Raw genomic sequence first — 21,048 nt, 5'->3', positions numbered from 1 at the left:
CTTATCGTGGCGGTGTGAGCGACGCCGCGGCGCATCTGCAGGTCCTGGTGATCGGCCTCGACCCCTTCCGGGTTCCCGGACCGTGGGATCCGGAGCCGGTCGCCGAGGCGATCGAGAGCGGCATGGCCGACCTGGCCGCCCGCGGTCATGACGCCGAGGCATGTCTGGTGGGGCTGGACGGCAGCGACGACATCCGCACGCGCGTCAGCAGTGCGCTTCGAGCGCGCCCTTGGAACTGTGTTGTCGTCGGCGGTGGTCTCCGCAAGGATGAGGACCAGCTCGAGCTCTTCGAAACGGTCGTCAACCTGGTCAGGCGTCACGCCTCTCAGGCGACCATCGCCTTCAACAGCACGCCCCACGACCTCGCAGACGCGGTCGTCCGATCTCTGCGATGAGCCCACGCCCAGGACCCGGCATCTGAAGGGATCCCCATGAACATCACTGCCCCCGACGGAACTCGCCTCGGCTATCGCCGAGTCGGTGCTGGCTCGCCGCTGGTGTGCGTCCCGGGAGGTCCGGCGTTGCCCGCCGACTACCTCGGCGACCTGGGCGGCATCAGCGACGAGGCGGAGCTGGTGCTCCTCGACCCCCGGGGGACCGGTGCGTCCGAGGCGCCCGCCGACCCCGCGACGTACCGGTGCGACCGGCTGGTCGACGACGTCGAGGCGCTGCGGTTGCACCTCGGCCTGGACACGCTCGCGCTGCTCGGCCACTCGGCCGGGGCGAACGTCGTCTACCGATACGCCGAGCAGTATCCGGACCGCGTCGAGCGACTCGTGCTGATCACTCCGAGCACTCGGGCCGTCGGCGTCGAGATCAGCGACGAAGCCCGGTCCGAGGTGGCGCGCTCGCGAGCGGCCGAGCCCTGGTACGCCGACGCGGCGGCCGCGCTCGACCGCATCCAGTCCGGCGCTCCCGACGAGGCGGACTGGGCCGCGATCACCCCCTTCACCTACGGGCGGTGGGACGACGAGGCCGCCGCGTACGACGCCGAGATGGACGCGGCTCGCAACCCGGTGGCAGCCCAGGAGTTCGGCGCCGACGGGGCCTTCGAGCCCGAAGCCACGCGGGCCGCCCTGGCAGCGCTCGACATCCCGGTCCTCGTCCTCGCTGGGAGCGTGGACGTGGGCAATCCGGTCGGCCCGTTGAAGGAGCTCGCCGCCCTGTTCCCGCGCGGAGAGCTCGCGGTGCAGGACGGCGCCGGCCACTTCCCGTTCTTCGACGACCCGGCGGCCTTCCGCGCACTCGTGGCCGGGTGGTTGGCGCGCTGAGGCCGGTCGGGCGACCGTGTCAGTGGTTGCCGAGCACGGCCCACGCGATCAGGCTGTCGATCCGCCGGACGTCCGCGCCCTTGCTGAGCTTGACCTTGATGTGGCCGGCGCGCGTCCAAAGCTCGATCTCCGAGTTCCAGTCGAGCCGGCCGGCGTTCTCCGACGACCACATGTTGATCGTGTTGTACGGAAGCGAGTAGATCTCGACCTTCTTGCCGGTCAGCCCTTGTGCGTCCCGCACGATCAGGCGTTTCGACGTGAAGACGGCGCTGTCGCGGAAGGTCTTGAAGGCGGCGACGGGTTCCTCGCCCGGCACCAGCAGTGGCCTCACGTCCTCGGGGATCGGGATCTCGTTCTGCAAGGTCCAGGCGGCGATCGGGGCGGTTTCCATGCGGGTGCTCCTCAGAGCTCGATGACGATGTCGCGGAACAGACTGCCGTACAAGCGCCGTCAGACGGCCGTGTTCCGGATCATCTGCTGGAGGACCTTCACCGTCGTCGCATAGTCGGCGTCGTCGATGCCGCGATGGATCGCCTCCCGGATCGCCGGGGTGTGCTGCTTGAACGCGACACGAGCCTCCTCGCCCGCATCGGTGAGCCAGAGCCTCCCCTCGGCATCGCGAGTCAACCATCCGCGGTCCAGCATGACCTCCGCTTCGGCAGCGAGGTCGTCCTCGACTCTGAGGTAGGAGCTCATGGCCTGCTGGAGGTCGGGGACGGTCATGCCGTGGCCGTCGGAGGAGATGTCGTTCTTCGACAGGTTGCGCAGCAGCCAGAACTGCGGCTGGGTGAAGCCGAGCGCGGCTTGCTTCGCGCGGATGAACGCGATCACCGACTCGTAGGCGACCCCGGTCCAGTAGGCGACCGGTTGCGCGGTCACGTCGGCGTCTGCGGTTTGCTGTGTCGTCATTCGACGACCGTAGGACTTCAAGCAACGTTGAGGTCAACACGCGGGTTTGTGGTGCAGGTCACAGGGAACAAGACGGACAGCGCAGCGCTCTGGAGGTCCCCATGCCCGCACCCCGCCCCGCCCGACGTCCTCTCGCCGCAGTCTTGGCCGCCACGGCCGCGGTGCTGCTCGGCGCCTCGTTGCTCGCGGCTCCGCCGGCCGCCGCAGCACCTGACGGCCCCGCGCCCGGGAGCCCCGGCGCCAAGAGCACCTGGACCGAGGCCGACAAGACCGGCTTCGGCACCGCTCGGGCCCGCCGCAGCAACGTGTGGTTCACACTCCAGCGTGGCCGGGTCAGCGAGGTCTTCTATCCCGATCTGTCGACACCGAGCGTGCGGAGCCTCGAGCTCGTCGTCACCGACGGCAGGAGGTTCACCGACCGCGAGTCCGTCGACATGCGTCCGGCCACCACGCGACCTGACGCACGCAGCCTCCGGTTCCGCCAGGTCGGCGGGCGAGCCGGTCGCTATCGCATCGTCAAGCAGGTGACGACCGACCCGCGCCGCGCGGCCCTGGTCGTCCGTGTTCGTCTGCAGTCGCTGGACGGGCGCCGCTACCGCCTGTTCGTACGGCACGACCCGGCCCTGAACAACGGCGGAATGGATGACCGTGCCCGTACGGTCGGCCGGACGCTGGTCGCCAGTGACGGCCAGGTCGCGACCGCGCTGCGGTCCCGTCCGCGCCTCGGCGCGAGCAGCAACGGGTACGTCGGTCGTGCCAGCGACGGGTGGCGTGACCTGCGCCGTGACCACCGCCTCGACCGGCGCCACCGCTCGGCCGGACCCGGCAACGTCGTCCAGACCGCCCGCGTCAGCCGTGTCACTGGTCTGCCGGGGCTACAGCGCGCCACGCTCACCCTGGGGTTCGGGCGACGCCCGGCTGCAGCACGTGCGACCGCCGCCGCGAGCGCCCGTACGGCGTGGTCCAGCATCCAGCGCCGGTACGACCGCGGGTGGCACCGCTATCTCGCCTCGCTGAAGCGGGTTCCCGCGTCGGCAGCTCCGGTCCGGCGGCAGTACCTCGCTTCCGCGCTCGTGCTGGCCGCCGCCGAGGACAAGCGCAACCCCGGTGCCGTCGTCGCCTCGCCGTCCGCGCCGTGGGTGTGGGGCGACGAGGTCCCCGACCTCTCCTCGCCGTCCGGCGCCTACCACCTCGTCTGGTCACGCGACTCGTACGAGTTCGGCAGCGCGATGTGGACCATGGGGGACAAGGCGGCGGCGCGACGCATCGTCGACTGGCTGTTCCGAGTGCAGCAGAAGCCCGACGGATCCTTCCCACAGAACTCCGACGTCGAAGGCGATCCGGTGTGGTCTGAGCTCCAGCTCGACGAGGTGGCGCTGCCGATCGTGCTCGCGCGGCTGACCGGCAAGACCGACCGCGCGACGTACCGGGGGGTGAAGCGCGCGGCAACCTTCCTCGAGCGTTTCCGCGACGAGGAGACCGGGCGTCCCGCGCCGTTCTCACCGCAGGAGCGCTGGGAGAACCAGTCCGGCTACTCGCCGAACTCGATCGCCGCGCAGATCGCCGGCCTGGTGTGTGCCGCCGACATCGCGCGCAGGAACGGCGACCAGGAGTCCGCGCGTCGCTGGCTCCGGCTCGCCGACCGCTGGGCGTCCCAGGTCAAGGGCTGGACGGTCACCACGAACGGACCGCTCTCGACGCGCCCCTACTTCCTGCGGCTCACCAAGAACGGGCTCCCCGACACGGCTTCGCCGTACGAGATGGGTGACGGGGGACCCGTCAGCATCGACCAGCGCCGGGTGGTCGACCCGAGCTTCCTCGCCCTCACCCGGTGGGGGATCCTCCCCGCGAACGACCCGGTGATCGCGTCGTCTCTCGCTGTCGTCGACCAGGAGCTGAAGGTGCAGACGCCGAACGGTCCGTTCTGGCGGCGGTTCAGCTTCGACGGGTACGGCGAGACACGCGAAGGCCGGCAGTGGGAGATCACCGAGCCGGGCACGGCCACCACGCTCGGCCGGGCCTGGCCGCTCCTCACCGGTGAGCGGGGTGAGCAGGAGGTGGCCGCCGGGCGCGACGCGTCGTCGTACCTCGCTGCGGTGGCGGCGGCCGCCAACGAGAGCGACATGATCTCCGAGCAGGTGTGGGACGGCCGACCACCGACGGGCAGGCCGTGCTGCCAGCTGGGAGAGAACACGCGTGCCGCGACGCCGCTGGTCTGGTCGCACGGGCTCGTGGTGAGGCTGGCCTGGTCGATGCAGCGCGGCCGGCCGGCGGACCAGCAGGACGTGGTGGCGCAGCGATACCTCGACTGACGGCGACCGGCGGCGCGCGATCCCGTCCCCGCCCCGATGTGTGCAGTTGGTACCGGAATCCCCGCCGAGAACCTTGACCAACTGCACACATCGGGGACGGGGCGGCACCCATGTGACGTTCGACCGTGCGACGGGCTGACGGCTGGTCAGGCCGGGAGAGGGATGCCGGTGTGGACCTCGAGCGCGTCGACCACCGCGTCCTGGAACCCAGGATCCGACGCGGCGGGATGAGGCGCCTGCGCAGCCTGGTGATACCAGTAGCCGCCCGTGCGCGGGTCGATCGAGTCCGTGTCGGCGGTCGCGAGCCACACCTGGGTCCGGTGACCGTCCTCCAGGCTCTCCGGCGCCGACGGGCCACCCATCCGGGTCGGCACCCAGCCGGGGTCGACGGCGTGCGACAGGGTGTGCGGCAGGCGCCGAGCCAGCGCCAGGGCCAACGCCGTGACGAAGAGCTTGCTGTCTCCGTACGAGGTGCGGCCGGGCCGCGCGAAGTCGGGAGCCAGACGTTGCGGTGAGCCGGAGTGGTGCAGCCCGCTGCTGAGGAAGATCGCCCGCTGCGGCGGCGTCATCGTCGCGGTGAGGACGAACGGTGCCACTGTGTTCACGGCGAGGACGTCGTCGCCGCGCATGACGCCGGCGTTGTGGACGACGGCGTCGAACCGGCCGATCGCGTCAGCCCGTCGCGCGACCTCGACGGTCTCCTCGCGGTGTGAGAGGTCGCCGTAGACGACGTCGTACATCTGCTCGAGGACGCGTACGTCCTCGATGCGGTCGGCGTTGCGGGCGTGCAGTACGACGTCGTGCCCGCCCGATGCGAGAGTCGTGGCGGTCGCGAGTCCGAGCCCCGTCGACGCTCCTGTCACCAGCAGCAGTGCCATGATCGCTCTGAACCAGAGGAGTCGTTCATGCTCCTCACTGTAGGGAGGTTGCGATGCAGATCTGTGCGACGTGCGGCGTCGAGTACAGCGAGCCGCTCCCCGAGGTGTGTCCGATATGTGCCGACGAGCGCCAGTGGGTGCCGGTCGACGGTCAGCGCTGGACCACGACGGCGGAGCTCGGCGCGGCAGGCCAGCGACTGGTCTGGACCGACCGCGAGCCAGGTCGTGCCGAGCTCACCACCGACCCGAAGGTGGGGATCGGTCAGACCGCGCAGCTGGTGACGACGGAGCAGGGATCGCTGCTGTGGGACCCGCCCGGCTACGTCGACGACGAGACCGCCGCCCGGATCCTCGATCGTGGTCCCGTGCTGGCGGTCGCCGCCAGCCACCCGCACATGTTCGGCGTCCAGACCGCGTGGGGTGACGCCCTCGACGCTCCCGTGCTGGTGTGCGCGTCGGACGAGGGCTGGGTCGGACGTCGTACGGAGCGCATCGGGCTCTGGGATGACGACCACGCGCTGGCGCCGGGACTGACCCTCCATCGCGTCGGCGGCCACTTTGCTGGCGCGGCGGTCGCTCACTGGGCCGGCGACGCCAGCGGGGGAGGTCTCCTGCTCTGCGGCGACACGGTGTTCCCGAACCCCGACCGGCGGTCGCTGGGCTTCATGCGCAGCTATCCGAACAAGATCCCGTTGTCGGCGACCGTCGTCCAGGCGATCGCCGACCGGCTGAGCACCCTCGACTTCGACCGCATCATCGGCAACTTCGGCAACCCGATCGACGGTGACGCGAAGGCCGTTCTCGCGTACTCCGCCGCCCGCCACATCGCCTGGGTGCGCGGCGACCACGACGACGAGACCGGCATCCGGACCGACGGCTGAGGCAGGCTCAGCGGTGCGGGCTCGGGCGATAGACGAGCTCCTGGGTGCGGCCGTCGAGGGTACGGGCCTCCAGCAGCTCGAGGTCGAAGTCGGCGGCGCCGCCGAAGATGGGGGCCGTCCCCGTCTGACCGCTGATGACGGGAAAGAGGGTCACCTGGAGGCGGTCGACGAGGCCGGCCGCCATCAGCGCGCGGTTCATCGACAGGCTGCCGTGCGAGCGCAGCGGCACGTCGGACTCCGCTTTGAGACGGGCGACGACGTCCACGGCGTCGCCGCTCGCGACGCTCGCGTTCGGCCAGTCGAGCGGTCCTGTGAGGGTCGACGAGACCACGGTCGTCGGCATGCTCACCATGCGGTCGTTGATCGGGTCTGCCCCTGGTGTCCTCTCGGCGCTCGGGCCCAGGATCTCGACGAACTCCCGATAGGTGTTCGCGCCGAGGACCATCCTCTGCTCGGCCTCGTACTGGGCGAGGCGGTGGGCGAGGAACTCAGGGCCCTGCTTGCCCCAGTATCCGCCCCAGTCGCCACCCTCTCCGTACGAACCGAAGCCGTCGAGGGTGGAGACGATGTCGAACGTGTAGCTGGCGGTCATGCTGATCTCCTCGCGGGGCTGGGTCGACTCTCTGCAGAGGAGACCGGCTCCGCGCCGAAACTCATCGGCGTCGGCTAGAGCCAGCCACGTCGTTTGAACACGACGTAGAGCGTCGCGCACACCAGTGCCATCAGCGCGATGGCGAAGGGGTAGCCGAACAGCCATCCGAGCTCGGGCATGTGCTCGAAGTTCATCCCGTAGATCGTGCCGACGAGAGTGGGCGCGAAGAGGATCGCCGCCCACGAGGAGATGCGCTTGACCTCCTCGTTCTGGAGCAGGCTGGCCTCGGTCAGACGCTGCATCTCCTCGTTCTGCCGTTGGCCGACGAGCGTGGAGTTGACGGCGAGGATGTTCTGGAGGAGCAGCCGGAAGCCCTCCACCCGCTCGACGACCCGGATCACGTGGTCCTCGACGTCGCGCAGGTTGCGTCGCAGCTCCTCGTCGACCTCGTACTTCTCGAAGCCGCTGCGCAGCGCGTCGAGCATGCCGATGAGCGGGCGGGTGGCGCGTTGGAACTCGATGACCTCGCGAGACAGCTCGTAGATGCGTCGCGAGACCGCGGGGTCGCCGGCGAACACCTGGTACTCGATCTCGTCGATGTCGTTCTCCAACCCGTCGACGACCGGACCGTACTCGTCGACGACCTCGTCGAAGATGGCGTACAGGACGGCTTCCGGGCCGAGGGAGAGGAGGTCCGGCGCTGCCTCGAGGCGACTCCGGACGTGTCCGAGGTTCGGAGCCTCCGCGTGCCGGACCGTGACGACGAAGTCGGCGCCGGTGAAGACGTGGACCTCGCCGAACTCCACGCGCTCCTCGGCGTCGAGATAACGCGCCGGCCGCAGGACGGTGAAGAGGACGTCGCCGTAGCGCTCGAGCTTCGGGCGCTGGTGAGCACGGATCGTGTCCTCTACCGCGAGCTCGTGGAGTGAGAACTCCGCGGCGACCGAGTCGATCTCCTCGCGCGACGGACGGTAGAGGCCGATCCAGCCCATGCCGTGCTCGTCTCGCAACAGCTCGTAGGTGTCCTCGAGGGTCGGCGGCTCCACCTTGCGTGCCCCACCGACGTACACGGCGTTGTCGACGATCCCCATCGCTGCCTCCCCTCATTGCCACGCCGACCGTACCCCGCTGACGCGCGTGAGGCGCTGACGCCACCGGGATTCGGCAACCTCAGAAGGACCGGATCCGGCCGCGGCGCCGACACGCGGCGCGCGTTGCGACCGGCTTCTGCCGCAGTGGATGATGGGGCGTCGCGGGGGAGGCCTGCACGAGCCGATGGGGAGATCAGATGGCGGTCACGACCGCAGGTGTCGTCGATCGAGGGCTGAGGCGCACGGGCGATCCGCGCGTGTGGGGCACGACCATCGGCGCCGCGGGCGCCAGCGTGTTCGTCCATGCCAACCGGGGTGAGTTGCCGTCGACGGCCTCGATCGTTGCGGTGGTCCTGTGGGTGGGCGCCCTCGCGGCGTACGTCTGGGCGGTGTTCGTGAGGCCGCGCTGGTTCCCCGAGCCCGAGCCGGTCCGCGGCAGTGCCCCCTGGATCTATCTGGCCAGCGTCGTCGGCATGCTCGCCCTGGTCCAGGTCGGACAGATGGCGCTGGACGCGGGGGACAAGGTCGACGTCCTCCCGGCCGTCATCGTGCTCGCCGTCGGGCTGCACTTCCTGCCCTTCGCCCGGGCTTTCCACACGCCGATGTTCATCCGGCTCGGTCTGGCCATGGCCGCGCTCGGTGTCGTGGGGCTGGTGCTCGGCCTCGCGTGGACCGAGACGGCTGCCCCGGCGATCGCCGTACTCGCGGGCCTGGTCATGCTCCTCGTGATCACGGAGGCGGCCCTGCGGGACGACGGTCACGCGCCGTTCTGACCGGCCGGTTCGTTGCGGCGCGGGGTCGCACGGAGGATCGTGGTGCCGGTGCCTGAGGTAACACCCGTACCCGCCGAGCCCGCGGACGCGGGCGCCGTCCGCCAGATGGTGCGCAGCGCGTACGCGCCGTACGTCGCGGCCGTCGGAGGCGAGCCGGCGCCGATGAACACCGACTACGAGCGTGCCATCGAGGCCGGCGACGTCCACGTCGTCCGTGAGGACGGCGAGATCGCTTCTGTCGTGGTCACCCGGGGGGAGGGGGACCACCTCCTGATCGAGAACATCGCGGTCGCTCCCGCGCGGCAGTCGCAGGGACTCGGCCGGGCGATGCTGGTGTGGGCCGAGGCCCAGGCCGCGGCTCGCGGGTACGACGAGGTGCGCCTCTACACCCACGAGACGATGGTCGAGAACATCGCGTTCTATCGCCGGCACGGGTTCGAGATCACCCGCGTCGCCGCCGACGATCCGTACGGGCGGGTGCACCTGTGCAAGGTGCGCTCCTCGCCCTGACCGGGCGTCCTCGTACCTCTCGCCAAGCGCGCCGCGACGTCTTATGTTGACGGGACCACACGACCCGGCTGCGTTGCCGTCCGGGTCTCACCTCAAGGAGACGCGCGTGAACAGATCCACCCGTTTGCTCGTGGCGCTCGGCGCCACGATTCTCCTGGCCCTGGGGCTGGTCAGCCCGGTCGCCACCGCGACCGCGGCCCCCACGCCCACCGCGACATCAACCGACCGCGACCTGGTCGAGATCCCGGCCAAGGCCGCGTTCGAGCGGGCCGTCTCGCCCAGCGAGTGCGGCAGCACCTTGCTCGACTCGTACGTCGACGGCCTGATCGCCGACTGGACGCCCGAGCAGCTCAGGTTCGCGGCCGCCCACCTCAACGTCCTGACGAGTGTTCCCACCTACGACGCGCTCTTCTTCGGAACCACCGGTGACCCGGACTATGCGCTGGAGTCCCACGAGCACCAGCTCCAGAACACCTTCCGTGACCTCCGGCGCTTCTGGGACATCGAGTCCGCCGACATCCAGCTGATGGCCATGCACGGTGACGTGCTGCTCGACGCCGACCGCATCGCCGCCACGCTGACCGCCATGGTCGCGACCAGGCAGATCGCTCCGCTGACGCCGGCGCAGATCCAGCGCGAGGCCGAGACCGTCGCCACCTTCATGCAGGCGCAGGGCGACTTCTACGACGATCCATTCTGGACGTTGAACGCCTTTGCCTTCAGCGGCGAGGACGAGACCGATCCCTTCCTCAAGGCGCTCCCCGACAAGCTGGTCTTCGGTGACGGCATCCTCGAGGCGTACGACGCCATCGGCCTCGGCGACGTCGGTCCGCGGGTGATCATGGCGCACGAGTTCGCCCACCACGTCCAGTTCGAGCTCGGCGCCTTCGACACCGGACCGTCCGATCCTGCGGCGGCCACCCGCCGTACGGAGCTGATGGCCGACGCGATGGCGTCGTACTACGGCACGCACAAGAAGGGCCTCGCGCTCAACAAGAAGCGGGTCACCGACGCGCTGCTGAGCTTCTACACGGTGGGAGACTGCAGCTTCGCCAGCCCCGGCCACCACGGGACGCCGCTGCAGCGCGAGCGCGCCGCCGCGTGGGGCGCCGAGCTCGCGGCTGCAGCCCAGCCGCGGAGCTACGTGCTGCCGGCCGCGACGTTCATCGAGCAGTTCGAGGCTGCGCTGCCGCGGATCATCGCGGGCAGCTGACTCAAGCAGGAGAGCGTCACCGCACCGCCCCCGGCCTCAGGGTCCGGGGGCGGTCGCTCGTCTTCGCGCTTGCGTTGCGCGGTGCGGGAGCGCGGAGGATCGTGGCGGGATGCGCGAGGTGACACCTGAACCCGCTCTACCCGCCGAGGCGATGGGAGTGCGTGACCTCGTGCGCAGCGCGTACGCACCGTACGTCGCGCGCATGGGCTGGGAGCCGGGACCGATGAGTGCCGACTATGAGGAGGCCATCGCGCACGGCGTCGTCGACGTCGTGCGCGACGCAGGTGGACTGGCCGCCGTGATCGTCACTCACGGGGAGACGGCCATGTCCTGATCGAGAACATCGCAGTCGCTCCAGGCCGTCAGGGACAGGGCCGCGGCAGGGCGCTGCTGGGCTGGGCCGAGGTGCAGGCCGCGGCTCACGGGTACGCCGAGGTGCGCCTCTACACGCACGAGACGATGGTCGAGAACCTCGCGTTCTATCGGCGGCACGGCTTCGAGGTCACCCGTGCGGCTGCGGACGACCCGTACGGGCGGGGTGCACATGCGCAGGGTCTGTGGCAGCACCTGACCGGCCCGGATCGCCGCCTGCGCACTCTGCAAGAGGGTCGCCAGGTGGACCGGGCGCATGCTCCCCTGGACTGGGCGAAGGTTCCCGGCTCCCGGAGTGGCAGCACGAGGTGGGGAAGTGACTGAGATGGCGTCGAACGACGACGGGATACCGCTCTGGCGCCGCTGGCTGCTGCCGACAGTGATGGTCTTCGCCTTCGCCCTCCCGGTGGTGTGGGTGTGGCGGACGGCGCGGGGCTCCACGGACGGCTTCCCGGCGGCGCTGATCCAGGCGGAAGGCCTGCTCCTGACGGCGTTGGTGTTCGTGATGGGCTTCGGCCAGTCGAGTCTGCGTCGAGCTGCGGACCGCGCAGTCGCCGACATCCAGACCTGGGCGGAGAACCTGCGCACGGTGTACGGCAATCCGGCGGCCGTGTCGACCACGGACCTCTTCACGATCTGCCATGAGGCCGAGGCGTCGACGTTCGGGGTCTCCGTGCTGATCGGCGACGTCCAGCGTGACCCTTCGGCCGCACGCAGGCGGTACCGACGCTTCTCGGGTGACTGGACTGAAGGCAACCTGGACGAGGTCGTCAGCGTCGTGGCGATCGACCGTGAGCTCGAGAGGCAGCCGGGCGAAGCGGGTGCTCCGACGGCGCGGCGTCGCCGGTACCTGGAGCGGGAACGCGCTCGGCTGCACGCGGAGCGTACGCAGCGCTTCGAGCGTGCCGAGGACCTCGGGCAGCGCGGGGGTGCGCGGCTGAAGGCCATCGGCGGCAAGTTCACGGTGGAGCTGGCCCTCGCGCTGTGGCAGCTGCGTGCGGTCAGGGTGTTCGCCGCAGCCATGGTGGCGTTGACCGTCCTCGGCGCCGTGTACGACGGCTGGTCGAGCGCTCAGGCGCCACCGCCCGAGCTCTGGGCCGCCCTCGTCATCCCCGCCCTGGCGTTCGCGTATGCGTGGATCCTCACCCTGGACGCTCGCAGTGAGACCAGCCGGGTCAAGCAGGCGATCGTCTCGTCGTGGCCGTGTGTCCTCGACCGCGCCGAAGGTGTCCTCAACATGTTGTACGACGAGTCACGGAGCGAGTCAGCAGAGCACGACGTCCGTGTCTACCTCGACCAGATCCTCGACCCGTTGCAGGACTCGCTCGGTGACTTCGGCTGGTACCTCAGCGTCCGGGCACGGCAGATCGCGCACTCGCCCCTCCGAAAACTCGGGGAGCATCCTGGCTCGCTGTTGTGGGAAGCCGACCGACGCCGGCTGGCCCGAGCACGTCGCTACGCCCACGCGGCAGCCGAGCGAGCGGACGATCCCGTCGCCGCCGTCACCCTGGCGGCACTGCTCGAGATCGACGACTTCGGCAGGTACCGCGAGGGTGATCGACCAGTCGAGCTCATCGACCGAGCCGTCGCTCTGATGACGGCAGACGAGGCGCCCTCGCCGTCGAACCGCTTCCTCGACGGATACGGCCTGGCCGCCATGCGGCTGTCCGAACAGGCCCTCCTGCACCCGCTCGACGAACGTCTCGCGGAGCGACTGCGCTCGGCGTTGGACGATGAGCATCCGGACCCTGCGAAGCTCGCCATCGACGAACGGATCGAGGCGCAGTCACGGGCGTACGAGGCGTTGAGCGCGCGGGTCGATCGCGAGACCAGTGCGTGGCAGCAGGACGAGGAAGATACCCCGATCTGACCTCCCCTGACCGCGACGTCGACCCGTCACGCGATCCGCTGGCGCAGGCTGCGCGCCAGCGTCGGGATCATCACGGTCGCGGCGACTAGGTGCAGGCCGACCAGTGTGCCGGTGGTGGCGGCATCCGCCTCGGCGAGGAACGGCGGGACGAGCGAGAGCGCGGTGAGCGACACCGTCGTCCGTACGAACCACACGGCGGGGCGAGCGCTCCAGCGCAACAAGGCGGCGGCGATGACGACGCCGACGAGCGAGAAGAAGCCGGTCACCACCGAGATCCCGGCCAACGGGATCGCCTCGCCGTCCGACACCTCCAAGTCCACGCCTGCCGCACGGGCGAGCGCGGCGGCGAGGGTGGTGACGACGACCGCGGCGAGCGTGGCGAGCACGCCGACGCCGACGAGCCGCCTCATGCGTCCGCCTGCAGGCGGTCCGGCAGCCCGAGCAGCGGGAACTGGTCGGCGTGGAAGATGGTGATCTCGGTGACCTTCCCGCCGCTGATCCGCAGGACGTCGATCGTCAATGGCAGGTACGCGTTCTCGGTCTCCTGCCACAGGTAGGCGGCGAGCGCAGGCTGGCGGTTGACCGCGGTCGGCAGGGCGTGCAGCCCCGTCATGCTCTCGAAGCCGTCCTCGACCCAGTCGCTCAGCACGGCCTCGCGGCCGACGTGCAGGCCAGGCGTCGGCGGCATCGAGAACCTCACGTCGTCGCTGAGCATCGCGGCGAGCGCGTCGATGTCGACGTCCACGCTTGCCTCGGTGAAACGGCGCACCAGCTCGCGGGTCTCGGCGTCCTCCTTGCCGCCGGTCCAGTCCTGACGCTCGGCGGGCAGATGCTCCCGCATGCCGGCTCGGGCACGCTGCAAGGCGCTGTTGACGGAGTTGACCGAGTCTCCGAGGAGCTCAGCGACGTCCTTCGCCGGCCACCCGAGCACGTCACGCAGGATCAACACGGCCCGCGGACGCGGCGCGAGGTGCTGGACGGCGACGATGTACGCGAGCTCGATCGTCTCCCGCGAGACGGCGGCGTTCTCCGGCTCGTCTGCGTCGTCGGCTCGGATCTCGTCCAGCAGGCGGTCCGGGTACGGCTGCAACCACGGCACCTCCCCGCCGGTCGCCGGATCCGGGCGACGCTTGGCCAGCAGGTCCAGGGAGGCGTTGGTGGCGATGCGATAGAGCCAAGCGCGGAAGGTGGAGCGGCCCTCGAACGTGTCCCGCCGCCGCCACGCGCGGAGGAACGTCTCCTGGACTGTGTCCTCCGCATCCTGGAACGACCCGAGCATCCGATAGCAGTGCACGTGCAGCTCACGGCGGTGCCGTTCCACCTGTCCCGAGAACGCCTGCTCGTCGAGCATGCCGAGACCGCTCCCGCCCAGATCGCTCATGTCGATCTCCTCCAGCCGCGTGTCCGTACTCATCGGTCATCCTTCCCTCTTTCGTGTCCCGTTGTACGTGTGACGGGGGAGGGCGGGATTAGTCATCACTCGACTCGGTCGGGGCGGGAACGCCGCCTCGTGTCACAGCACGCGGTCACGCGGCGTCTCCATGACATGAACCTCGACATGAACGTGGTGCTGTGGATCGCCACCGGCCTGCTGGCCCTGGTCGCCGTGGTGGGTGGAGTCACGAAGACCTTCATCCCCAAGGAGAGGCTGGCTGCACAGCGCGGTGGTGAATGGACCGCTGATGCGAGCGTCGGCTTCGTCAAGACGCTCGGTGTCCTGGAGCTCCTGGCCGCCGTGGGGCTGATCGTTCCCGCCGTCGTCGGTATCGCGCCAGTGCTGGCCCCCGTCACTGCCGCCTGTTGGGTGGTGCTCATGGTCGGGGCGATGATCACTCATGGCCGGTTGGGGCAGCCAGCCCTCGTGGCACTCACTGGGTTCTATCTCGCGATTGCGGCCTTCATCGCATGGGGTCGCTTCGGCGACTATCCGCTCGTGAGCTGATCGGCGGCGTACGGCTCGTTCGTCGAGGAAGCCGTCCTGTCACAACGAGTGGTCACACGGTGTCTTCGTGACATGAACCTCGACATGTGCGTGTCGCTGTGGATCGCCACAGGTCTGCTGGCTGTGGTCGTCTTCGTAGGTGGCGTCACCACGACCTTCGTGCCCAAGAAGCCCCATCGTGGTGGCCATCATCGGTGTCGCTCGCGGCCGGCTGGGTCAGTCGTGGGTCTGCGTGCTTGCGACGTGACAGGCTTGCCCCGTGACCGCGACAGCAACCCTTCACCTCATGGTCGGGCTGCCTGGCGTCGGCAAGACCACGGTCGCTCGCGGCCTCGAAGACACTGCACGAGCCGTACGCCTCACCCCTGACGAGTGGATGATCCCGCTGTTCGGTGACCCGGAGGCCGACGGAAAGCGCGACATCCTCGAAGGGCGGCTCCTCTGGACGGCCCACCAGGTCCTCCGCGCTGGGGCGTCGGTCGTCGTGGACTTCGGTTGCTGGGTGGCGGCCGAGCGATGGGCCGTACGTGCGATCGCCGAGCACGCGGACGCGCGGTTCGAGATGCACGTCGTCGACCTGCCGGAAGCCGAGCGCCGCGCCCGGGCTGCACGTCGATGGGCGAGCGGCCGCGAGACGACCGTCGACCTGCAGAAGTCGGACCACGATCGGGCTCGGGCGCTCTTCGAGCGCCCGTCAGCGGACGAGCTCCACGACGGCCCAATTCCCAGTCCGCCACGTGGCTTCGGCTCCTGGCTGACGTGGGCTGCCCATCGGTGGCCGAGCTTCCCTGACCTGAGCGAGCAGCGCAGGTAGTCGCTTCGTTCGACCGCGTGGCCGACCTATTCCTCTTGTCGGACCTCCGTCGGCAACTCAGCGGCGGGTTCGCCGTCCTGGAGCTGCCGAACCGCGAAGCGGCGGGGGAGCGGGCACGAAAGATCGCGGTGGGCTGTCGCTGCGCGCAGCTGTCCGACTGGGCGGGAGGCGCGGTCGGCCGGGGTAGACGGAGTGCGGCAGAGCCCGGCAGGGTCGGCCATCCCGAATGCACGACGTGTTTCCATCGCGATGCTTCGCGTGCGGTCTCGCCTTTGCCTGTGATGCGACAGTGGTCGCGTGAGCTTCGACCAGCAGCCGGTGGTACGAGTCTCGGCGAACCCCGGCGCGCCGCTGCCCGATGACTGGGCCGGTGACATCCCCGCTGTGAAGCAGCTCCTCAGCGAGGGCCTTGACCTCGGACCCGGCGTGACGTTCCTCGTGGGTGAGAACGGGTCGGGCAAGTCGACGATCGTCGAGGCCATCGCCGTCGCGGACGGGTTGTCGCCAGAGGGTGGCACCGCCTACGGGCATCACCAGACGCGCCGTACGGAGTCAGATCTGCACGGCTCGCTGTTGCTGCAGCGAGGCATCGGATCAGGGCGGTGGGGCTTCTTCCTGCGCGCAGAGACGATGCACGGCTGGTACACGTTCCTCGAGGACAACCCGGGCAGCGGTCCGGACTTCCACGCGATGAGTCACGGGGAGTCGTTCCTCGCGGTGCTCGAGGCACGCTTCAACTCAACGGGTTTCTACGTGCTCGACGAGCCGGAGGCCGCGCTGTCTTTCGCGTCGACGCTGGGGCTGATGGCGCGCCTCGACGACCTCACGCGCTCGGGCGCACAGGTGCTGTGCGCGACTCACTCGCCGGTCCTCGCCTCGCTTCCCGCCGCGCGGATCATCGAGGTCGGTCCCTGGGGTCTGCGGGACGCTCGCTGGGAGGAGCTCGAGCTCGTACGCCACTGGCGTGCATACCTCGAGACGCCCGAGCGGTACCCTCCGTCACCTGCTCGACCCCGGCGGCTGACCAGCGCCGCGAGTGCCTGCGCTCGAGGAACGGGCGAGCCACCCGAATGGTGGACGGGTGGACATCGAGGGTGCAGACTGCCCCCGTGATCGACGACGACGCCTATCTGGCGCAGCTGCAGAGGATCTTCGACGCGAACGACCCTGGAAACGGCATCGATCGATTCACCGGATACGGCAGCGAATGGCGTGTTTCGGGCCTCCGTGTGGTCGCCAACGAGGATGGGTTCGACGACGTCGACGTCGATATTGAGGTCAACGGGAGCGGTGCGGACGGGCCGTTGCAGGTGCGGTCGCAGGTGCTGTTCGATCGGCAGTGGCGCAGCGACGCCGGGTATGAGGATCCGGCGGTGTTCGCGCCATACCTCGTCCGGGAGCTCGATGGGAGGATCTACGGTCTTGTCCGCGATCGCGACTCCGATGTCGCGGGCACACTCCCTCCGGCCATCGACGGCGCCACGCGCGACGAGTGGTGGGCCGCTCTGCTCGACGATCTGAGTGGTGAGGCCGTCGTGGCGCGGGAGGTCGGTCCGGGGACCATCGAGGTTGAGCAGCTCGACGAACCCACCACGTGGGTCCATGTGACCAGTGACCAGTGGGCCCGGTACGTCTCCGAGCACGGGTGGGATCAGGCTACGGAGGACCTCGCGACGACACGGTCTGCGCTGTGGGAGGAGCACACGGTCCTGTTCCGAGGGCGCCTGTGGTGCTCGATCCGCGCGGAGCTTCCTCCCATCAGCCAGGAGCAGGATGAACGCTCCAAGGGAATCCCGCCCGAAGAAGGGAGGATGGCCGGGGGCTATTGGGTGGCGGTCGACGGGCGGGGGCAGGAGCACCGCTTTCCCGAGATGCTCGAGGACGAACCGGGCGGGTTCGCCGGTGTGGTGCGGCGTCAGTTCGATCGGTTGCGGCGGCGCTGCACGGACTGTCGGACGACACCCGGCTCGTGGTCTCCGAGCTGCTCGGCGACCTGCGCGGCGCGTAGCGGGAGGTCCCGGAGTCGACGTGCGTGATCGTCCACGGCGGCTCGGAGGAGCTGCGCGCCTTCGAACCCGTGTAGGTAGCCATCTGCCGGCACGACTCACCGCGCGCGTCTCCCGCCTGCGAGACATCGAGTCCGGCTTCCGGCCACGGACGGGCCGTGGTGGTCAGCTGGCTCACGTCAGCGCGGGTGCTGCCTTGACTCCTAATCTGAATGATTAAGACTGGGCCGGTACGTGGGCCGGTACGTGGGCCGATGAGTCCCCGCGTCGAGGACGGTCGTACACCGCATGAGCCAATTCCTGCTTTCCGTCCCGCACGACTCCGATGAGGAGCCGACCATGGAGACCATGGACCCGGCTGAACTCGAGGCGGCCATGGCGGCCACCGGCGCGATCATCGAGGAGCTGACGTCGACCGGAGCCTTCGTCTTCGCGGGTGGTCTGATGCCGCCCTCGAGCGCGATCACGGTCGACAACACCGGCGAGTCGCTGAGCACCGTCAACGGCCCGTTCGTGGAGGCGCCGGAGTACCTCGGGGGCTTCTGGGTGATTGACGTCGCCGATGAGGAGGCAGCCCTTGGCTGGGCTGCCCGGGCGTCGAAGGCCCTCGGCGGCCGGATCGAGGTGCGAGCCTTCCAGGTGCCGGCGGGGGAGTGAGTTCGGTCGCCGAGCGGGGTTCCCGAGCTGGCGGTCTGCGATCTGTACCGCTAATCGGCTCTCACGCGTCTGGTGCCGTATGCCCACATCGCGATCTCGACGCGGTTGCGGGCGCCGAGCTTGGTCATCAACGAGGCGACGTGGGTCTTGACCGTGCTCAGGCCGACGAAGAGCTCCGTGGCGATCTCGGCGTTGGTCCGGCCCTGTGCCACCAGCTCGAGCACCTCCTCCTCACGCTCGGTGAGCGGATCGATGGGCTGGGACGGCACCACCGGCACCTGGTCGGCGAAGGTCGCCAGCAGCCGGCGGGTGACGTTGGGGGCGATCAGCGCGTCCCCGTTGGCCGCCGCGTGGATGGCCTGCACCAGGAGCTCCGGCCCGGCGTCTTTGAGCAGGAAGCCACGGGCGCCGGCGCGTAGGGCGCCGAGGACGTACTCATCGAGGTCGAAGGTGGTGATCACGACGACCGCCATCGGGTCCGTCACGTCTGGCCCGGCCAGGCGCCGCGTCACCTCGACGCCGTCGAGGCCGGGCATCCGGATGTCGACGAGGAGGACATCGGGTCGCAGCCGGGTCGCCAGGTCGAGCGCTTCGAGCCCGTCTGCCGCCTCCCCCACGACCTCGAGATCGGGTTGCGCGCCGAGGATCATCACCAGCCCGGTCCGGACCAGGTCCTGGTCGTCGGCGACGACAACGCGGATGCTCATGCCAGCGGCTCCGCCGGCAGCACGGCCTCGACCACCCAGCCACCCTCCGGCCCCGGCCCCGCGGAGAGCGATCCGCCGAGGAGCTGGGCGCGTTCGGCCATGCCCAGCAGGCCGAACCCAGGCTCCGGGGCTGGTCCCGGCTCGATCTGTCCATCGTCGCTGACACGCAGCCTGACGGCGTCGCCCTCCCGGCGTACGTCGATCCCGACGCGGGTCGCGCTCCGCGCGTGCCGTACGGCGTTGGTCAGCGACTCCTGCGCAAGCCGGTAGAGCGCAGCGTCCACGGGGCGTGCCAGCCGGGTTGACGAACCGTCCAGCGAGACTTCGACGGTGGGTGTCGCGTCGGCGCGCGCCAACGCAGGCAGGTCCGCGACACCCCTCGGCGGTGAGTAGGTGACCGCTTCCTCCTCACGCAGCACCCGCACCATGGATCTCATCTCCGCAAGGGTCGACGACGCTTCGGACTCGATCGCGGCCAGGATCTCGGCAGCCTTCTCAGGCTGGATGCCGGCGACCACGCCACCGGCCTGCGCCTGCACCGCGATGGCCGAGACGTGGTGGGCCACGATGTCGTGCAGCTCGCGCGCCAATGCCACCCGCTCCTGATTGCGGATCTCGCGCTGTTGGCGATGCCAGAGGTCTGCGCGGTAGCGGAACACCGCCGCGAGGGCGACGAACAACAGCACGAGGACGCTTCCGCCGAAAACGTCGGCCCAGCCGACGGAGGAGGCGTACATCCCCAGCGCGACGACGAAGGTCACGAACGCCGTCCCCAGGACAATCTCCCGTCCCGAGCCCCACCGCACCAGGGAGTAGAGCAGGATCAGCACGGCCATCATGGAGTAGAGGCCGAGGTCCCCGGCGTGCGCAGTCAGCTGGAGGACCGAGAGCAGCCCGGCGACGCTCCACCCGACCAGGGCGGCTGTCAGAGGGCGGTCCCGCCGCCAGAGCAGGGCAGGAATCAGCGCCAGGGCGAGCACCGTGACAACGGGTCGCCAGGTCAGGTCCGGACGAACGATGCCCTCGACCAAGGCCGCGACCGCGAACACTCCCACCAGCAGCCAGTCGAGACGACCGACGGGTGGGGCGTCAGCAGGCCGCGGCTCGTGCCAGAGGGAGCGCCGGACAGTGACCACGGGCTCAGCCTAGGGATCCGCGCGCCTCGGCGTACCCGCCGAAAGTACGAGCGAGAGACCATGCCATCGGCCAGGTGAACTCCGGCCTCTGGACCGAGGCGCCCGCCGCCGGGCTCAGCGAGCGTGGAGCTACCGATCCGCACCACACCAACGGAGCCCAAGATGAGAAAGCGTCAACCCACCACCGCGGCGCTGGAAGACCAGCCGATCCCGGTGAGAGTCAAGCTCGCCGCAGCGTGGACAAGCCTCATGTTCCTGTACGCCTACGTGGACATTCTGAACTTCTTCACGCCCGGCGTCGTCGACGACATCCTTGACGGCAGGGTCTTCGAGTTCGACCTCTCTCAGACCTTTTCGACCGCGGCGCTGACCCTCATGGCCTTCCCGATCTTCATGGTCGTGCTGTCGACGACGCTGCCGGCCCGGGCGAACCGTATCGCGAACCTCGTCGTGGCCGCGGTCTACGTCCCCGTCACGGCGTTCAACGTGGCAGGCGAGTCCTGGCTGTACTTCTTCGGCCTTGGCGTCGTCCTGGAGCTGATTCTTCTCGCCCTCATCGTCCGGTTGGCCTGGACCTGGCCCCGCACGGCATCGTCGGCGACCACCCCGGACCGTGGAACGGCTCGCGCCCAGCAGCACGCGTGAGCCAAGAGCAGTCCCGTCGTGCCAGCGGCGGGACGGGATCGCTCGACCAGCGGGGGCGTACGACGAAGGCCAGGCATCATCGTGATGCCTGGCCTTCGTGGGTGGTGCGCCGTCAAGGACTCCAACCCCGAACCGGTGATGCTCGATCGGTTGAGCATGAGCCGGAGGTTCCGTGTCTGCGGCGCGTCGCACGCTCCGGTGCGCAAGGTCGATTGCGGCGACAAGACGCGCCCGATGGCAAGGAAGCACTGGTCGCGGCATCAGCGCGTCGCTGAACACCGCACGTTTGCGGGCGCCCGCGTCGATGTGGAACATCGATCTCGCCACGCGAGCACATCTTGGCAGTCGACTCGTCGGCCCAACTCTCGGTCCCTACTCGTCTTGCATGCCGACTCGCTCGGATGAGGTCATGAACTCTGCCCACGGCTGACCCGTACGGGCGATACAAAGGGGGACCCAACAACAGGAG

Annotated in this window: 25 protein-coding genes; 16 read left to right on the top strand and 9 right to left on the bottom strand. The window is 69.5% G+C overall.

What is annotated here, in order from left to right; genetic code table 11:
• Positions 1-14 precede the first annotated feature (14 nt).
• Together KV097_RS07360 and KV097_RS07355 are read left to right on the top strand one after the other, a co-directional pair.
• A complete protein-coding gene (locus KV097_RS07360; RefSeq protein WP_220341069.1) occupies positions 15-395 on the top strand; it encodes a hypothetical protein in 381 nt (126 codons plus the stop codon).
• Positions 396-431: 36 nt separating this feature from the next.
• A complete protein-coding gene (locus KV097_RS07355; RefSeq protein WP_220365503.1) occupies positions 432-1,271 on the top strand; it encodes an alpha/beta fold hydrolase in 840 nt (279 codons plus the stop codon).
• 19 nt (positions 1,272-1,290) lie between these two features.
• On the opposite strand, the gene KV097_RS07350 is transcribed toward KV097_RS07355, so the two are convergent.
• A complete protein-coding gene (locus KV097_RS07350; RefSeq protein WP_220341071.1) occupies positions 1,291-1,662 on the bottom strand; it encodes a PH domain-containing protein in 372 nt (123 codons plus the stop codon).
• A 59-nt stretch (positions 1,663-1,721) separates the two neighbouring features.
• The gene (locus KV097_RS07345; RefSeq protein ID WP_220365502.1) at positions 1,722-2,180 is read right to left on the bottom strand and encodes a hypothetical protein; all 459 of its coding nucleotides are present in this window, start codon (positions 2,178-2,180) and stop codon (positions 1,722-1,724) included.
• A 101-nt stretch (positions 2,181-2,281) separates the two neighbouring features.
• On the opposite strand from KV097_RS07345, the gene KV097_RS07340 reads away from it, so the two are divergent.
• Positions 2,282-4,492, top strand: a complete 2,211-nt coding sequence (locus KV097_RS07340; protein ID WP_220365501.1) for a glycoside hydrolase family 15 protein — start codon at positions 2,282-2,284, stop codon at positions 4,490-4,492.
• 146 nt (positions 4,493-4,638) lie between these two features.
• On the opposite strand, the gene KV097_RS07335 is transcribed toward KV097_RS07340, so the two are convergent.
• Positions 4,639-5,370: an SDR family NAD(P)-dependent oxidoreductase gene (locus KV097_RS07335; RefSeq protein WP_220365500.1), complete on the bottom strand. Its 732-nt coding sequence runs from the start codon at positions 5,368-5,370 to the stop codon at positions 4,639-4,641.
• 53 nt (positions 5,371-5,423) lie between these two features.
• On the opposite strand from KV097_RS07335, the gene KV097_RS07330 reads away from it, so the two are divergent.
• Positions 5,424-6,251 (top strand): hydrolase, encoded by an 828-nt coding sequence (locus tag KV097_RS07330; RefSeq protein ID WP_220365499.1) that lies wholly within the window; start codon positions 5,424-5,426, stop codon positions 6,249-6,251.
• A 7-nt stretch (positions 6,252-6,258) separates the two neighbouring features.
• Here the strand turns inward: KV097_RS07330 and KV097_RS07325 are convergent, their stop codons facing one another.
• Together KV097_RS07325 and KV097_RS07320 are read right to left on the bottom strand one after the other, a co-directional pair.
• The gene (locus KV097_RS07325) at positions 6,259-6,843 is read right to left on the bottom strand and encodes a dihydrofolate reductase family protein (RefSeq protein WP_220341086.1); all 585 of its coding nucleotides are present in this window, start codon (positions 6,841-6,843) and stop codon (positions 6,259-6,261) included.
• Between the two features lie 74 nt (positions 6,844-6,917).
• Positions 6,918-7,934, bottom strand: coding sequence for a magnesium and cobalt transport protein CorA (locus tag KV097_RS07320; protein ID WP_220365498.1), 1,017 nt, complete (start codon positions 7,932-7,934; stop codon positions 6,918-6,920).
• A gap of 197 nt (positions 7,935-8,131) precedes the next feature.
• Here KV097_RS07320 and KV097_RS07315 point away from each other — a divergent pair, with 197 nt between their 5' ends.
• The 6 genes from KV097_RS07315 to KV097_RS07290 all read left to right on the top strand — a co-directional run bounded on the left by KV097_RS07315 (position 8,132) and on the right by KV097_RS07290 (position 12,672).
• Positions 8,132-8,707: a hypothetical protein gene (locus KV097_RS07315; RefSeq protein ID WP_220346791.1), complete on the top strand. Its 576-nt coding sequence runs from the start codon at positions 8,132-8,134 to the stop codon at positions 8,705-8,707.
• Between the two features lie 48 nt (positions 8,708-8,755).
• On the top strand, positions 8,756-9,217 hold the full coding sequence (locus KV097_RS07310) for a GNAT family N-acetyltransferase (protein WP_220365497.1): 462 nt from the start codon (positions 8,756-8,758) through the stop codon (positions 9,215-9,217).
• Between the two features lie 106 nt (positions 9,218-9,323).
• On the top strand, positions 9,324-10,430 hold the full coding sequence (locus KV097_RS07305; protein WP_220365496.1) for a neutral zinc metallopeptidase: 1,107 nt from the start codon (positions 9,324-9,326) through the stop codon (positions 10,428-10,430).
• Between the two features lie 157 nt (positions 10,431-10,587).
• Positions 10,588-10,764, top strand: a complete 177-nt coding sequence (locus tag KV097_RS07300; protein ID WP_220365495.1) for a hypothetical protein — start codon at positions 10,588-10,590, stop codon at positions 10,762-10,764.
• Positions 10,761-11,126, top strand: a complete 366-nt coding sequence (locus KV097_RS19890) for a GNAT family N-acetyltransferase (protein ID WP_220365628.1) — start codon at positions 10,761-10,763, stop codon at positions 11,124-11,126. The genes KV097_RS07300 and KV097_RS19890 overlap by 4 nt, the downstream gene beginning before the upstream one ends.
• Positions 11,119-12,672 carry a hypothetical protein gene (locus KV097_RS07290; RefSeq protein ID WP_220365494.1) on the top strand — a complete coding sequence of 518 codons (1,554 nt, stop codon included), beginning with the start codon at positions 11,119-11,121 and terminating at the stop codon, positions 12,670-12,672. The genes KV097_RS19890 and KV097_RS07290 overlap by 8 nt, the downstream gene beginning before the upstream one ends.
• 26 nt (positions 12,673-12,698) lie before the next feature.
• On the opposite strand, the gene KV097_RS07285 is transcribed toward KV097_RS07290, so the two are convergent.
• Positions 12,699-13,082 (bottom strand): DUF6069 family protein, encoded by a 384-nt coding sequence (locus KV097_RS07285; RefSeq protein WP_220365493.1) that lies wholly within the window; start codon positions 13,080-13,082, stop codon positions 12,699-12,701.
• Entirely contained in the window at positions 13,079-14,086 is a 1,008-nt protein-coding gene (locus tag KV097_RS07280; protein WP_255559272.1) for an RNA polymerase subunit sigma-70, read from the bottom strand. The genes KV097_RS07285 and KV097_RS07280 overlap by 4 nt, the downstream gene beginning before the upstream one ends.
• A 132-nt stretch (positions 14,087-14,218) precedes the next feature.
• On the opposite strand from KV097_RS07280, the gene KV097_RS07275 reads away from it, so the two are divergent.
• The 5 genes from KV097_RS07275 to KV097_RS07255 all read left to right on the top strand — a co-directional run bounded on the left by KV097_RS07275 (position 14,219) and on the right by KV097_RS07255 (position 18,091).
• Positions 14,219-14,614 (top strand): DoxX family protein, encoded by a 396-nt coding sequence (locus KV097_RS07275; protein ID WP_255559271.1) that lies wholly within the window; start codon positions 14,219-14,221, stop codon positions 14,612-14,614.
• A 259-nt stretch (positions 14,615-14,873) separates the two neighbouring features.
• A complete protein-coding gene (locus KV097_RS07270) occupies positions 14,874-15,428 on the top strand; it encodes an AAA family ATPase (RefSeq protein WP_220365492.1) in 555 nt (184 codons plus the stop codon).
• 297 nt (positions 15,429-15,725) lie between these two features.
• A complete protein-coding gene (locus KV097_RS07265) occupies positions 15,726-16,541 on the top strand; it encodes an AAA family ATPase (protein ID WP_308289364.1) in 816 nt (271 codons plus the stop codon).
• Positions 16,538-17,464: a hypothetical protein gene (locus KV097_RS07260; protein WP_220365491.1), complete on the top strand. Its 927-nt coding sequence runs from the start codon at positions 16,538-16,540 to the stop codon at positions 17,462-17,464. Before KV097_RS07265 ends, KV097_RS07260 begins: the two co-directional genes overlap by 4 nt.
• A 309-nt stretch (positions 17,465-17,773) precedes the next feature.
• The gene (locus tag KV097_RS07255) at positions 17,774-18,091 is read left to right on the top strand and encodes a YciI family protein (RefSeq protein ID WP_255559270.1); all 318 of its coding nucleotides are present in this window, start codon (positions 17,774-17,776) and stop codon (positions 18,089-18,091) included.
• A gap of 50 nt (positions 18,092-18,141) precedes the next feature.
• Here KV097_RS07255 and KV097_RS07250 read toward each other — a convergent pair whose 3' ends face one another.
• On the bottom strand, positions 18,142-18,798 hold the full coding sequence (locus tag KV097_RS07250) for a response regulator transcription factor (RefSeq protein ID WP_220365490.1): 657 nt from the start codon (positions 18,796-18,798) through the stop codon (positions 18,142-18,144).
• Positions 18,795-19,934 (bottom strand): histidine kinase, encoded by a 1,140-nt coding sequence (locus KV097_RS07245; RefSeq protein ID WP_220365489.1) that lies wholly within the window; start codon positions 19,932-19,934, stop codon positions 18,795-18,797. Before KV097_RS07245 ends, KV097_RS07250 begins: the two co-directional genes overlap by 4 nt.
• A 123-nt stretch (positions 19,935-20,057) precedes the next feature.
• Here KV097_RS07245 and KV097_RS07240 point away from each other — a divergent pair, with 123 nt between their 5' ends.
• Positions 20,058-20,579: a DUF6326 family protein gene (locus tag KV097_RS07240; RefSeq protein ID WP_308289363.1), complete on the top strand. Its 522-nt coding sequence runs from the start codon at positions 20,058-20,060 to the stop codon at positions 20,577-20,579.
• Positions 20,580-21,048: the final 469 nt, after the last annotated feature.

Source organism: Mumia sp. zg.B17 (assembly GCF_019550915.1).
In the GTDB taxonomy this organism is placed as follows: Bacteria; Actinomycetota; Actinomycetes; order Propionibacteriales; family Nocardioidaceae; genus Mumia.
Note: the sequence above shows the minus strand (reverse complement) of the source record. Positions and strands in the feature narration are given on the sequence as shown.

Bases quoted from the DNA above. Each gene is read 5' to 3' on its own strand.
- KV097_RS07355 (WP_220365503.1), top strand. From the start codon at position 432: ATGAACATCACTGCCCCCGACGGAACTCGCCTCGGCTATCGCCGAGTC.
- KV097_RS07275 (WP_255559271.1), top strand. From the start codon at position 14,219: ATGAACCTCGACATGAACGTGGTGCTGTGGATCGCCACCGGCCTGCTG.
- KV097_RS07340 (WP_220365501.1), top strand. From the start codon at position 2,282: ATGCCCGCACCCCGCCCCGCCCGACGTCCTCTCGCCGCAGTCTTGGCC.
- KV097_RS07350 (WP_220341071.1), bottom strand. From the start codon at position 1,662: ATGGAAACCGCCCCGATCGCCGCCTGGACCTTGCAGAACGAGATCCCG.
- KV097_RS07330 (WP_220365499.1), top strand. From the start codon at position 5,424: ATGCAGATCTGTGCGACGTGCGGCGTCGAGTACAGCGAGCCGCTCCCC.
- KV097_RS07285 (WP_220365493.1), bottom strand. From the start codon at position 13,082: ATGAGGCGGCTCGTCGGCGTCGGCGTGCTCGCCACGCTCGCCGCGGTC.
- KV097_RS07255 (WP_255559270.1), top strand. From the start codon at position 17,774: ATGGAGACCATGGACCCGGCTGAACTCGAGGCGGCCATGGCGGCCACC.
- KV097_RS07345 (WP_220365502.1), bottom strand. From the start codon at position 2,180: ATGACGACACAGCAAACCGCAGACGCCGACGTGACCGCGCAACCGGTC.
- KV097_RS07315 (WP_220346791.1), top strand. From the start codon at position 8,132: ATGGCGGTCACGACCGCAGGTGTCGTCGATCGAGGGCTGAGGCGCACG.
- KV097_RS07280 (WP_255559272.1), bottom strand. From the start codon at position 14,086: ATGAGTACGGACACGCGGCTGGAGGAGATCGACATGAGCGATCTGGGC.
- KV097_RS07250 (WP_220365490.1), bottom strand. From the start codon at position 18,798: ATGAGCATCCGCGTTGTCGTCGCCGACGACCAGGACCTGGTCCGGACC.
- KV097_RS07335 (WP_220365500.1), bottom strand. From the start codon at position 5,370: ATGGCACTGCTGCTGGTGACAGGAGCGTCGACGGGGCTCGGACTCGCG.
- KV097_RS07320 (WP_220365498.1), bottom strand. From the start codon at position 7,934: ATGGGGATCGTCGACAACGCCGTGTACGTCGGTGGGGCACGCAAGGTG.
- KV097_RS07325 (WP_220341086.1), bottom strand. From the start codon at position 6,843: ATGACCGCCAGCTACACGTTCGACATCGTCTCCACCCTCGACGGCTTC.